This is a genomic window from Peribacillus sp. TH27 (assembly GCF_016650915.1).
Lineage (GTDB): Bacteria > Bacillota > Bacilli > Bacillales > DSM-1321 > Peribacillus > Peribacillus butanolivorans.
Genome location: NZ_JAEKEV010000002.1, coordinates 5001448 through 5015132, shown reverse-complemented (window position 1 = coordinate 5015132; position 13685 = coordinate 5001448). Strand labels below are relative to the sequence as shown.

Annotated in this window: 9 protein-coding genes and 1 pseudogene; 1 reads left to right on the top strand and 9 read right to left on the bottom strand. The window is 37.7% G+C overall.

Translation table 11 applies throughout. The annotated features are described in order from the left end of the window. Window positions 1-323 precede the first annotated feature (323 nt). Window positions 324-2381, bottom strand: a complete 2058-nt coding sequence (locus JFU24_RS25570; RefSeq protein ID WP_201250682.1) for a sigma-54 interaction domain-containing protein — start codon at window positions 2379-2381, stop codon at window positions 324-326. Window positions 2382-2591: 210 nt separating this feature from the next. On the opposite strand from JFU24_RS25570, the gene JFU24_RS25565 reads away from it, so the two are divergent. Next, window positions 2592-2828 carry a DUF2627 domain-containing protein gene (locus JFU24_RS25565; protein WP_053346899.1) on the top strand — a complete coding sequence of 79 codons (237 nt, stop codon included), beginning with the start codon at window positions 2592-2594 and terminating at the stop codon, window positions 2826-2828. 51 nt (window positions 2829-2879) lie between these two features. Here the strand turns inward: JFU24_RS25565 and JFU24_RS25560 are convergent. The 8 genes and pseudogenes from JFU24_RS25560 to dxs form a co-directional block, all read right to left on the bottom strand. After that, window positions 2880-3609: pseudogene (locus tag JFU24_RS25560) on the bottom strand (glycerophosphodiester phosphodiesterase). 91 nt (window positions 3610-3700) lie between these two features. Then, window positions 3701-5278 carry a DUF342 domain-containing protein gene (locus JFU24_RS25555; RefSeq protein ID WP_201250681.1) on the bottom strand — a complete coding sequence of 526 codons (1578 nt, stop codon included), beginning with the start codon at window positions 5276-5278 and terminating at the stop codon, window positions 3701-3703. A gap of 409 nt (window positions 5279-5687) precedes the next feature. Further along, window positions 5688-6479 (bottom strand): sporulation transcription factor Spo0A, encoded by a 792-nt coding sequence (gene spo0A / locus JFU24_RS25550; protein WP_056525307.1) that lies wholly within the window; start codon window positions 6477-6479, stop codon window positions 5688-5690. Window positions 6480-6829: 350 nt separating this feature from the next. Next, window positions 6830-8122 (bottom strand): SpoIVB peptidase, encoded by a 1293-nt coding sequence (gene spoIVB / locus JFU24_RS25545; protein WP_201223669.1) that lies wholly within the window; start codon window positions 8120-8122, stop codon window positions 6830-6832. A 162-nt stretch (window positions 8123-8284) separates the two neighbouring features. Further along, window positions 8285-10000 carry a DNA repair protein RecN gene (gene recN / locus JFU24_RS25540; RefSeq protein ID WP_201250680.1) on the bottom strand — a complete coding sequence of 572 codons (1716 nt, stop codon included), beginning with the start codon at window positions 9998-10000 and terminating at the stop codon, window positions 8285-8287. Between the two features lie 22 nt (window positions 10001-10022). Continuing rightward, a complete protein-coding gene (gene ahrC, locus JFU24_RS25535) occupies window positions 10023-10472 on the bottom strand; it encodes a transcriptional regulator AhrC/ArgR (RefSeq protein ID WP_053346905.1) in 450 nt (149 codons plus the stop codon). Window positions 10473-10834: 362 nt separating this feature from the next. Continuing rightward, the gene (locus JFU24_RS25530; RefSeq protein ID WP_053346906.1) at window positions 10835-11662 is read right to left on the bottom strand and encodes a TlyA family RNA methyltransferase; all 828 of its coding nucleotides are present in this window, start codon (window positions 11660-11662) and stop codon (window positions 10835-10837) included. A gap of 4 nt (window positions 11663-11666) precedes the next feature. Next, window positions 11667-13559: a 1-deoxy-D-xylulose-5-phosphate synthase gene (dxs, locus tag JFU24_RS25525; RefSeq protein ID WP_053346907.1), complete on the bottom strand. Its 1893-nt coding sequence runs from the start codon at window positions 13557-13559 to the stop codon at window positions 11667-11669. Window positions 13560-13685 lie beyond the last annotated feature (126 nt).

Sequence of the window (13685 nt, the reverse complement as noted above, 5' to 3'; positions counted from 1 at the left end):
AGATAAGAGAGGCTGACAATTACTCCTCATTCTTACTGGGTTACTTCGTTCATGCAAATAATATCCGCTAATTTCATGATATTTTTCCCTTTGGAGAATGGTTCCCGGAAGAAACCCATGTACTATTCAATATGCAAATTACATGCCAATAAAAGGTATCTTTTTACTAAAAACGAATATTCCGGTTAATAAGCGGCCAATAATAACCTTTACATATTTTTTAAATATTTCATGTTAGAAGTTGAACCAATTTACATTAGAATATTTTCTAAAATCATACGCAAATTATTTCACATAATGCAATATTTTGCACGCAAATAACTTCACAGTTCTAACTTTTCCATCTTGTAATATAAATTTCTTACTGAAATTCCAAGGGCCCTAGCTGTAAGTGTTTTATTTCCCTTGTGAGTATATATCGCTTGCTGAATAATTTCGGCTTCATACTGATCTATTATTTCCGAGAGCGGTTTCCCCAATACGTAGGTAGAAGGTTTTGTCACGACTTTATCCTGTTTTAATGGAATCGCCTCGATAAAATCCGGAATATGCTGTATATCTATAATTGTCTCATTTAATTTCATGAAGATAATCGCTCGCCCTAAAATATTTTCCAGCTCTCTTACGTTTCCTGGCCAATTATAGATTTGCATTTTATGGATGGCTGCTTCGGTAATCCCTTCAATACTCCGTCCGTATTCTTGATTGATTTTATTAATTAAATGCTCCGCTAATTCTCGCATATCTTCTTTTCGTTTTCGTAACGGGGTAATGAGAATGGGCATGCGATTTAACCGGAAATATAGGTCTTCCCGGAATAATCCATTACCAATGGCTTGTTCAAGATTAATATTAGTAGCAGCTATTACCCGGACATTGATTGGAATAGGCTTTGTTCCACCAACTCTGATGATTTCTTGTTCCTGCAATACTCGAAGTAATTTTGCCTGAATGTTAGCTGGTAATTCACCAATTTCATCCAAAAATATACTTCCTTGATTTGCCTCTTCAAAATAACCGATTTTCCCGCCTCTTATCGCACCGGTAAAGGCCCCTTCCTCATAACCAAACAGTTCACTTTCAAGTAATGATTCAGAAATTGCCGCACAGTTTACACGTACAAACTTATTAAATTTCCTATCGCTCGCATTATGGATAGCATGGGCAAACAACTCCTTGCCTGTCCCTGATTCCCCTCTCAACAAAACAGTGGCCGGGGTTCTTGCAGATAATTTCGCCTGTTCAACCGGAAGCTTCATTTCTTCAGAAGCTCCAATTATATCATCAAAGGAGTATTTGGCCTGCAAAGTCCTAATAATTTGACGTGCTCGATTCAATTCGTGAGTTAAAGCTTGAATTTCTGAAACATCATGTATGACCCCAACACTTCCTTTTAGACGTCCGTCTACAATAATCGGAGCAACATTAACAATTACTTCCTTATGCTTTGGACCGACACGCATATTGACACCACGAACCGGCTTTTTTGTTTGAAGCACCTTCATATGCATACTTTCACCTTCATAAATATCTATAGAAGCCGGCTTTCCAATCACCTGATTCTTTGTTAAACCAGTAAGTCTTGTATATGCTGGATTGATCAAAAGCCCCCTTCCTTGATCATCAACGACAGATATAGCTTCGTCACTTGAGTGAATAATCGCTTCAAGCATCGTCTGAATCTCTTTTAAATCAGTAATCTGTTCAGCTAATTGTACCGCTTCCGTTTTACCCTTAAACATAGAAAATGCCCCTATAATTTCTTCCTCTGCATTCATTAAAGGGATTCTTGTCGTGATGAAATCCATCCCATTCTCGAGGGTGATCCGTCGATTTTCTTCCCTCTGTTTAGTTTCCATTACTCTCAGTAATCCACTTGAAGGGATGATATCTTTAATATGCTTACCAATCACTGATTCACGCTTTGTATTCGATACTCGTTCCGCACTATCGTTAAACATTATGACATATCCATTGTGATCGATGACTATCATTCCGTCACTGGTTGTATTAAGTATTAAGTCCATTTTTGCTGAAGCATTCTCCAATTTATTTATAAGACGATTTTTCTCTTCAAATAGGTTGGTAAGAATATGAGCGACGATTCCTGGAATGAGTATTGTTTGATCATCCATATCTTTTTTTATCTTATTAAAGACAGACGGATTTCCTGTTGTATCAATAATAATGTCTAAGCCTTTATCTAGCGCACTGCTCCAATTTGATACAGTAGAAATCCCTCGTTCTTTTGCAGCAAGTATACCTTCAGCAGCTTCGTTCGTATCTGCCATACAAACAATTGAGAATTCTTCGATTTCCGAAAGGAGCTTCAACACCGTTGTCCCCCCTACTCCTCCTCCTACTATCATGACTTTTTGCATTTTCATTCCCCCTTTTATTTTGCTATTTTTTTCTCAATTTTTATTATCTCTGCAATTTTTTTCATACTATATACCCTCATTTTACCATATTAGTATCGACTATAAATAGTCACCATCTTCCAGGCTTTTTCTAAGTTCCCGAAACTTGACAAATTTCTTATATCCTTTATCATTTTTTAAAGACGGAATTTTTGGAAGGGATTTGACTGCATGAAACGTTTAATCGCTTTTTTAGTTCTTTTTATTCCTGGTGCCTTCGCTGCCTATGGTATAAAAATAATGCGGGACATGGTCTTTGGTATTTTACAGCCCCCCTACCCAGTCCTTTGGCTACAATTTTTAATTGGGCTGCTTATCACAATTGGCGGGATAGCCTTTATAGCAGGATTCGTTCTTCATCGGGATCGGAAACAAAATAAGGTACAAAGCAGGTTTAATAAATTTTAAAACGCAAAAGAAGGTGCCATGAATGAATCATGGACACCTTCTTTCTTACCTCTATTCAAATTCTTCTCTGACTCGCTTCGCTATCTCTGGAAAATCGGTGATGATGGCGCTGCATCTCAAGCTGTATAATCGTTTCATATCTGATTCTTTATTAATGGTATATGGTCGTACAGGAACACCCGCACACATCGACGATTGAATGATGATATCAGGGGCAGCTCTGATATTTGGATGAATAGCGCTTCCTCCTATTGCCTTGGCATAAATCCACGGCATAAACAGACCATCTCGGTAAAGCGGTGCCGTTTCTATTTCAGGTGCCAGTTGATGACAATTAACTAAACTATAATGATTAAAAGAAGAAATGATTATCCTCTCTTCCATTTCGTAGCTACGAATGAGCCTAATGACTTTCTCTTCTAACCCTGGATATAGAAAGAGGGTATTTTTCAATTCAATAATGCATAAAAGCTGATTATTCTTTAGCCATATCAATAATTCTTCAAGCGTAGGAATTCTCTCATTACCCAATTTCCCTTTATAACTATTGGACGCATTAAAAGTTTTTAACTCCATTAAAGTCCGGTCCTTCACAAACCCAGAGGCATTCGTTGTTCGATTAAGCTTTTCATCGTGAATAATGACTACTTCACCATCTTTCGAGAGCTGAACATCCGTTTCAATACCGTCCGCCCCAACTCGGGCAGACTTCTTTGAAAGCCGACATCGTATTTTCCGGATGGGTTCCTGCTGATCCTCGATGAGCAAAGATTAAGGTCATAATGAAATCTGCCCCTCTCCCTAAAATCGCTATTTCCCCAATTTTATGAAAAGAAACAGAAAATTATTTCACTACGGTTATTTAATAGAAACTAATCGAAATGCAGGTAATTATTTTCTGCATAAAAAGTTCCTTTTGTAAGTTCATTTAATTTTTTTTCCAAACTTTTAATTTGTAATCGGGTATCAGGAAAGGCCATTTGAGCAATGGTAATTTCCCCGTCTCCTTTTGAATCGAGTGTATCCATTAATGACTTTCGTTTTTCATCTAATTGAAAAATTTCAGCCGTCAAGCTTTCAAGTTGGCTCCTTGTTTGTTCATATTGATAATTTTGTGCTAAATTCAATTGACCTACAAACATATCATATACTTCCAGCTTTTCCTTTACTAATTCGAGGTTTTGAATTTTGGATTTGTATAGAAGTAATGTTTTATTCAATTCCTCTTTTAAGATTTCGCGGTTAAATCCTTGTACATTAATTATCGTTTTACGTTCCATTCGATTACCAATGACCGCCGCTCTCACTTTTCCATGTGCTTCAATTACCCCGCCGATTAACTTTCCTTTTTTTTCATCTGTGAAGATATTTTTTGCTTTCAGAAAACTTCCCAATGAATAAGAACCAATATGTATATTTTCACCCGCGATTATATGACATTCATTGGCATGCTTTACAAAGATGTTTCTTCCAGCAGAAATTTTCGACACACCCTTACCAAAAATGCCTCCTTTAATGAATACATCACCCACTTTTGACTTGATTTCTTTAACATTACTTACCCCAAGCTCACTTAAAATAGAAATATCCTTGGTTGCTATTACTGAAAAATTATCAATAATCGTTCCTTTTACGGTCACACTTCCATCAAATTCGATATTCCCTGTTTCAATACCTACATCTCCCTCAATGACTAGGTGATCACCAACAGCAATCTTTCCCCCTCTAAATTCCACAACTCCATTAATTAATGCTCTCAGAATAATCTTTCCATTTTCTTCATTAGCAGCAACTGTTGTTCGATCATAAAGTAGTTTCTTATTCTTCCCTTTATTAGCCAATGCAAATTCTCCTGTTATGCTCCTTCCCATCTTTCCAGTTGTTGGCGGGACTTTTTCTCCTAACCAATCACCGCTTTTTACTTCATCGAGAAAACTCATGTCATAATAATCGGCTTTTCCATCTTCTCGAACCGCTGGTTTTCTTTCCGATTGTTTGAAATAGGTAACCACCGCATCCTTTCCGTGGACCGGTTCTATTCCCTTAGCGATAACTATTGAATCTTTGATTCTAAGTCCATTTTGTAATATATGCATTAAAATCCCTTCTGAAATATTCTCCCTTTGAAGCTCCTTTAAAATATTGTTCATAATTACTGAATAATTCTCTTTCAGATACTCTTTTGAACAATTAAGTTTGACACTAGTTGACATTTTATCTTCAGCTATATCCAACTCTATGGTCGGTTTTTGTTTTCCAATTTGAATTTTCGCTCCACTTGCTTGTGCAAGGGCATCCTTTAAGTCATTAAAATTCTCCAGTAGGATTTGTGGAAATTTTATTAAAATAGGATTTAAATGCAGAATGGAAAAACCCTTTTGAAAAACAGTAATATAAATTATTTCATTTTCCAATTCTAATACAAAATACTCATTTTTCTCATATATCATATATTTCCCCTTTGTGAATATAATTATATATACCTAATTATAATCTAAAAATTGAGAGAAAAAATAAAAACATACATATTTGACTAACTAATAATTCAGATAGTAAATGAAGTAGCAAGATGTTACTGTCTCTGATTACTTCCTAAGAGACTATAACGAACCCCAAACAAAAACGCCTTTTATTTATTGGATTCTTCCTGTAAAATCCAATAAATAAAAGGCGCTTAATTTTTGTAATCGGCAGCGTTAAAAATAATGAAGTTGCTGATTAGAAAAAATCACAAAGCAACTTCTTCATGTCTGCTTATCATCTAGACGGAGAATTACTATATATATTTAGCGGCTCTAGCCTTTATATGGTCAATTGTTAAATATTAAATCTCAACAATCGGTTCTCCCCCTACCCCTGTCAAGAAGCTTTATGCTCAAGACGAAGCTTATCAGCAACCATTGCAATGAACTCGGAATTCGTAGGTTTTGCCTTAGTCATGCTAACGGTATAACCAAATAAAGATGAAATTGATTCAATATTCCCCCGGCTCCAAGCCACTTCAATCGCATGTCGGATGGCACGTTCAACACGGCTGGCGGTTGTATTGTATTTTTTTGCAATGTCCGGATATAGAACCTTTGTAATCGATCCTAATAGTTCAATATCGTTATACACCATTGAAATGGCTTCCCTTAAATATAAATAGCCTTTAATATGCGCAGGCACTCCAATTTCGTGAATTATGCTTGTGATGCTAGCATCCAGGTTTTTCGGCTTTGATTCATTTTGAGGACGATAACTAAACTGACTATGATTTTTCAATACAGCCTGTCCTTTGCCGCTCACCTGACGAATATGATTGGCCAGATTCTCCATATCAAATGGCTTTAGAATAAAGTAAGACGCACCCAAATCAACAGCTTTTTTCGTAACATCTTCTTGACCAAATGCAGTAAGCATAATTACATTAGGCATTGCACCCCGTTTTACTTCACGAAGTTTTTCAAGGACACCTAACCCATCTAAATGAGGCATGATAATATCGAGAATCAAAATATCCGGGTCTACGTTTTCTAACATACCCAGGCAATCTTGACCGTTATGTGCAACCCCAATTACTTCCATGTCTTCCTGTGCTGAAATGTATTCTTCCAGAAGGCCAACAAGTTCTCTATTATCGTCTACAACGCACACCTTAATTTTTTTCACGCTTGATTTCCTCCTCAACTACAATTGGTCTTTTTTTCTATATGACTAAATTCTATTGTAATTGAACTTTTCGACAATGGAAACTAAATTCCTTTTATTTTTGAAAAAATATAAGGAATTCAATATTATTCTCCGGATATCTCTTGTTTTCGACTTCGTTTGCTATTCGAATAAACAGATTGTCGAAAAATCTTCATTTTGTTATCATTTTATCACATCAATTCAAAAAAACCTCAATTTTTGAAGAAATCATTTTTAAACCTGATTATTTTCCTTATAAAATGAAGATAGAATGGTCCGACATTGCCCATTAAATTAAAAAGGGGCATCCAAATGGATACCCTGACTCTTTAGCTTGCCTTTTCATAATTATCTTTGTCGTATATATTGATACCGGCTTCGTTTAACATCCATTCGATATGGACACCATACCCACTTGTAGGATCATTAACAAATACATGGGTAACTGCACCGATTAATTTCCCATTTTGTATGATAGGACTACCGCTCATACCCTGAACGATCCCACCCGTTTTTTGAAGCAATTCTTTATCTGTCACTTTTAAAACCATTCCTTTAATTGCAGGGAACTTTTGTGGAATGGAACTGACTATTTCCACATCAAATTCCTCTACTTTAGAACCATCCACTACAGTAAGGATTTTTGCTGGTCCTTCCTTTACTTCGTGAGAAAGAGTTATTGGAAGGGCATTGTCCCTAATTCCATTTTTGAAATCTTGATTTAACTTCCCGAAAATCCCAAAGGGACTATTACGATTAATATTTCCTATTTTTTCTTTGTTAGAAGAAAAACGTGCTAATTTTTCTCCTGGGTCACCATTGCTTCCCTTTTCGATGGACGTAACAGTCGATTGAACAATCTGCCCATCCTTTACAACAATTGGCTTTTTTGTATCCATATCCGAGATGACATGCCCCAGTGCTCCATATTTTTTCGAATCGGGGTGATAAAACGTCATCGTCCCAATTCCAGCCGCTGAATCGCGGATATACAAGCCCAATTTGTAAGTTCCTTCATTCTTATCCTTTAGAGGCAAGAGTATACTGTGAAGCACTTTATTATCACGGTTGATAACAATATTTAACGCTTCTCCCTTTTCACCTGCCTGCTGAACAAAAGGGGTTACATCCCCCATCTTCTTTATCGTCTGACCATTGATTTCTGTTATAATATCACCGATTTCAATTTTCGCTTTTTCTCCTGGTGATTTTTTTCCCTTATCAGTATCAATTAGATGATGACCTACAACGAGAACCCCGAGAGTATTAAGCTTTACTCCAATAGATTGGCCTCCAGGCATAACTTTAAAGTCTTTTAACACCCTAATATCGACCTTTTTAGCAGGCAAGCCTGCTACATCAAGTAATACCTCATTTGTACCTGGTTTCTCAGCACCAAGCGTGATTGAAGCTTGCTCATCATGAAGCGAAATCCCATCACTGGATTCCGAAACTTTTGCAGAAACGGGTAATGATTTGGAAATACTATATTGACTTCCTTCAAATAGTACAAGATGATTTGGAATTAAAAAATATTCACGAGATGGCTGGTATAACCCTAATGTTAATAGCGAAACAAGGAGAATTCCACCGATGATTCTGTTAATCCATACAAATTTCAATCCATTCACTCTCCTCGCTCTCTGACACTTTATGGCTACACCTTTAATTTAGCCTTCATGACAGTCATTTATAACAGAAGCACAAAATAAAAGCTATCCGTTTTTGGATAGCTTTACAATGAATGCTTATGATTAGTTGTAAGTACTCTTATAAAGACCGTATCAAGACGTAATTTTCAACCTTTTGGCTAGCTGAATTAATTCATTGGCATGTTGCTTCGTTAAATCCGTAATCTCGACACCGGAGATCATCCTGCCAATTTCTTTTATTTTTTCACTTTCTATAAGAGGCTTCACCGAAGTATTGGTTCGTCCTGCTCTAACATTTTTTGCAATAAATAAATGGGTATCTGCCATTGCCGCAACCTGTGGTAAATGTGAAATACAAAGTACCTGGGAACCCGTTGCCACTTTATAGATTTTTTCGGCAATAGATTGTGCAACCCTGCCGCTTACACCTGTGTCCACCTCATCGAATATAATGGAAGTAATGCCTTGATGTTTGGAGAAAATACTTTTCAAAGCCAACATAATCCTAGATAACTCTCCGCCAGAAGCAATTTTCGAAAGAGGTTTTAACGGCTCTCCTGGATTGGTGGATATATAAAACTCCATGGAATCCAGACCCGACTGATTAATTCCCCTGTCTGATAACTCATCGAAAGTATAAGCTGTTTGAAGAAAATGCGGTTCGAAAATTGTTTTTTCCATGTATAAATCTTTTAATTCCTGATGTATTTTCTTTGTTAACTGCTGTGCGAATGTTTGCCGAAGTTCAGACAGGTTTTTTGCTTCAACAATTAAATCAGCTTTAATAGATTTTATTTCTTTTTCAAGCTTCGCTATATGGGTTTCCCGATTTTGAAGCTTTTCGACTTCTTCTTCAATCCCAGCACCATACTCCAATATTTCCTCGATGGTCCGTCCGTATTTACGTTTTAATTGATTTATTTCATTAAGGCGACTTTCAATAAATTCGACTCGTTCTGTATCATAATCCAAAGAATCTAACTGATCTCGGATGATCGAGACCGCTTCTTCGAGAAGGAAGTAGCTATTTGAAACAGTTTCCGAGCTATTTTTTAAACCCTCATCGAGACCCGCTGCTTCTTCTAGGTTATTCATGGCCACGGATAGCCAATCAATTGCATGTTGTTCTCCATTTAAAGCATTATAGCTGGTTTGCAACGCTTCATGAATTTTTTCGAAATTATTAATTTTTTTCCGTTCTTCCATCAATTCTTCATCTTCGCGTAGTTTCAAATCCGCTTTCTGAATTTCATCGAATTGAAACTGGATTAAATCGAGACGATGAACCATTTGCTGTTCATTTTGACTTAAACTATTCAGTTGTTTAGAAGCTGTCTCATACCGTTTAAATAACTTTTGATATTCGGCAAGAGCTGAAGCAACTTTTTCGCCGCCGAACTGGTCAAGCAAAGGAAGGTGGAGTCGTTCATCCATTAATTCCTGATGTTCATGCTGACCATGTATATCTATCAAAGTCCGTCCTATCTCACGTAAAATTGCAATCGTTACGAGCTTTCCATTTACCCGGCAGACGCTCTTGCCGCTGAGTGAGATATCTCTTCGGAGGATAGCCATCCCATCATTCATATCCAAGCCAAATTCTTCAGCCTTGGCAAAGACCGGATGTTTGTCATCATCAATTTGAAAGAGCCCTTCTATTTCGGCCTTCGACTCACCATGTCGAATGAACTCTGCCGAACCACGGCCACCAACCAATAAATGAACGGCATCTATGATAATGGATTTCCCTGCCCCTGTTTCGCCGGTCAATACAGTCAGGCCTTTTTCAAATGAAACAGACAAGCTGTCAATGATCGCAAAATTCCTAATCGAAAGTTCTGTTAACAAACTAGGTCACCTCACAAAATTATTAGAGCATGTCCAAGAATTTGCCGGAAATGATCTTCGCATCTTCCTCAGAACGGCAGATAATTAAACATGTGTCATCGCCGCCGATTGTTCCGAGTATTTCTTGCCAATTTAAATTATCAATTAATGCACAGATTGCCTGGGCATTTCCCGGGAGCATTTTCATAACAAGCAAATTATTTGCCGCATCAATGCGAACAAAAGCATCAATCAGCATTCTCTTTAATTTTTGAAGTGGATTGAAGCGTTGGTCGGCTGGTAAGCTGTATTTATACCTTCCGTCTGTTAACGGGACCTTAACAAGGTGGAGCTCTTTAATATCCCTTGATACAGTAGCCTGAGTAACATTGTATCCAGCAATTTTCAGTTCTTCAACTAGCTCATCTTGAGTTTCAATATCGTTATTCGTAATAATTTCCCTGATTTTTATATGTCGTTGTCCCTTATTCATAAGTAGAAGCACCTCTTCTCGACTGTGGCTAATTTAATTTAGTAAATAACCGTTATATAAGCGTTTAAGCAAGCTGCCAAGCAGGCGTTGCTTCCGCATTATAAACAACATCTATCTTGCCTTTAACAACGTCCCTTGCGTACAGATTTGACGCTATAGGATGCTCGCTAATATTAATGTTATCGGATTTTTATGCAATTGTACAACTTTTTCTCAAAAATACATAACATGTCTATATTTTGTTCTTAAATTTCTTAATGTAAACTCCCCCTATAATTCGAGGGCCTTTTGCCTTTCACTTCCTAAAGTGAAAAAGCTCCTTCAGCCAACCATTCAGCTAAAGGAGCCATACATAGTTCTATTTATTCTTTTTTAAACTGGGCATGTGCTTCTCCAACTATGTCATCAACCGTTTTTGAGAGCATTAGGTCTCCATCTACTTTCGACCCTTCCCAATATAAATGAAGCAAAAATTCAATATTTCCATCGCCACCTGTAATCGGAGAAAAGGAGGCATCCTTAATATCGTAGCCTTCTTTTTTTGCAAAAGAAATTATTTTATTTAACACTTCTTTATGGATCTTGGGTTCACGAACAATACCCTTTTTGCCGACTTGATCCTTCCCAGCTTCAAATTGCGGTTTAACTAGGGCTACAACGTCGCTTTTGGGTACAAGCAAGGTCTTTAGAACCGGTAAAATTAACGTGAGCGAGATAAAAGAAACATCAATGCTTGCAAAGTCTGGCATCTTCCCATCGAGATCGGCTGGAGTGACGTACCGGAAATTGGTCCGTTCCATTACTTTAACCCTTTCATCCTGTCTAAGCTTCCAAGCTAGTTGATTATACCCTACATCAAGCGCATAAGACATGACGGCACCATTTTGTAAAGCACAATCAGTAAAGCCTCCAGTAGATGAACCGATATCAAGGAGAACTTTTCCATTCACATGTAAATCGAATTCTTTTAATGCCTTCTCTAGTTTGAGGCCACCTCTTGAAACGTAAGGCATTACTTTCCCTTTAATCGTTAATTCAAGATCAACCGGTACTTTTTCTCCCGGCTTTTCGTATCTCTCTTCATTTGCATAGACAAGACCTGCCATAACCATACGCTTAGCTTTTTCACGCGTTTCAGCTAAGCCTTGTTCTACTAGTAATACATCTAATCTTTCTTTCATTACTTTCATATTGTCAGGCCCTTTTTTCTTTTTTGGGTGTAATCATTTTAATCTTTTTCATAGCTGTCTTAGTCGTTAAACCTATTTCTTCAAGTAGCTCGTCAACACTTCCATGTTCAATGAAATAGTCAGGGATTCCCATTCGGTCAATAATCGCACCATAAAATCCTTGATCATGAGCATATTCAAGAACAGAACTACCAAAGCCACCTTGAAGGACAGCTTCTTCTATTGTTAAGATAGGCATTTTCTCACCCAGAAGGCGACTTAGCATTTTTACATCCAGTGGCTTTATGAACCGAGCATTAATCACTTTTACAGAATAATCCTCTTTCTCCAGAAGTGCTGCAGCTTCAAGTGCCATAGGAATCGTTGTCCCGAACGTTAAAATGGCGGCATCTGTTCCTTCTTTCAGGACTTCCCATGAACCGATAGGAATCTGCTGTAATTCTGTATCCATTACAACTCCCCAACCATTTCCACGCGGGAAGCGCATCGCAATCGGACCATCATTATAGTTTAAAGCTGTATTTACCATATGCTGACCTTCATTTTCGTCTTTTGGCATCATCAAAACCATATTCGGAATATGGCGTAAGAACGCAATATCGAAAACGCCTTGATGTGTTTCACCATCAGAACCGACAAGGCCGGCCCTATCAATTCCAATAAAGACATTCAAATTCTGGCGGCAGATATCATGTACTACCTGGTCATATGCTCTTTGTAAGAAGGTTGAGTAAATCGCCAAAAATGGTTTCATTTTCTGCGTTGCCAATCCAGCAGCAAAAGTTGCTGCATGCTGCTCGGCAATCCCCACATCATAAAAACGTTCCGGAAATTCCTCAGAAAACCCTACCAATTTCGAACCTACAGGCATCGCAGGTGTAATCGCGACAATTCGTTCATCTTCGCGTGCAAGTCTGCTTACAGTATCACTTACAAGTGCACTCCAAGCAGGACCTTTACTAGGGGATTTAACGAAATCACCTGTTTCAATCTTGTATGGACCTGTCCCATGCCAATTCCCTGTTGTATCCAACTCAGCGGGAGAATACCCCTTACCTTTTTTCGTAATGACATGTAACAGGACTGGTCCTTTTGTTTTCTTGGCATACCTTAAATTCTCTAACAGTTCTTCATAATTATGACCATCCACTGGTCCAAGATATGTGAAACCTAGTTCTTCAAAAAAGATCCCTGAGACCAATAAATACTTCATACTGTCCTTCAAGCGTTCAGCAGTAGCTGCAAGTTTCCCGCCAACTGCAGGGATTTTTTTCAAAAGCAGTTCCAACTCGTCTTTTGCCCAATTATATTTACCTGCTGTCCGTAATCTTCCCAATATCGTGTGTAAAGCACCGACATTAGGTGCAATTGACATTTCGTTATCATTTAAGATTACAATCATGTCCTTTTTTTCATCACCGATGTGATTCAAGGCTTCAAGTGCCATTCCCCCTGTAAGCGCTCCATCACCAATTACAGGTAAAATAAAACTTTTCTCTCCCTTAATATCACGAGCAGCTGCCATTCCCATAGCAGCTGAAAGGGAAGTAGAACTGTGTCCGGTTTCCCATACATCATGAGGGCTTTCAATCATTTTAGGAAACCCGCAAAGACCTTTATACTTCTTTAAAGTATCAAACTCTCCAGCTCTTCCAGTCAGGATTTTATGAACATATGATTGATGTCCTACATCCCATAATATTTTATCCTTCGGGCTATCGAATTCTTTATGCAACGCTATTGTCAATTCGACTACGCCTAAATTGGGCCCAATATGCCCACCGGTTACCGATAATTTTTCTACAAGAAACTTACGAATTTCTACACTTAATTCGACAAGCTCTTCATTATTCATATTCTTCAAAAAAGAAGGGTCTTTTATAGATAGAAGATCCAAACTGGACCACTCACTTTCTGTCATTTTCGGTTGTAAGCATAAACAAAGCCTCAAAAAAGAGTGCTATTTAGAAGACTTGACCGAAAAATTCGTTATAAGGTAAAAATGGCCGCCAACACCCAGGTG

Bases quoted from the DNA above. Each gene is read 5' to 3' on its own strand.
- JFU24_RS25555 (WP_201250681.1), bottom strand. From the start codon at position 5,278: ATGATATATGAGAAAAATGAGTATTTTGTATTAGAATTGGAAAATGAA.
- JFU24_RS25570 (WP_201250682.1), bottom strand. From the start codon at position 2,381: ATGCAAAAAGTCATGATAGTAGGAGGAGGAGTAGGGGGGACAACGGTG.
- JFU24_RS25530 (WP_053346906.1), bottom strand. From the start codon at position 11,662: ATGAAAGTAATGAAAGAAAGATTAGATGTATTACTAGTAGAACAAGGC.
- JFU24_RS25565 (WP_053346899.1), top strand. From the start codon at position 2,592: ATGAAACGTTTAATCGCTTTTTTAGTTCTTTTTATTCCTGGTGCCTTC.
- ahrC (WP_053346905.1), bottom strand. From the start codon at position 10,472: ATGAATAAGGGACAACGACATATAAAAATCAGGGAAATTATTACGAAT.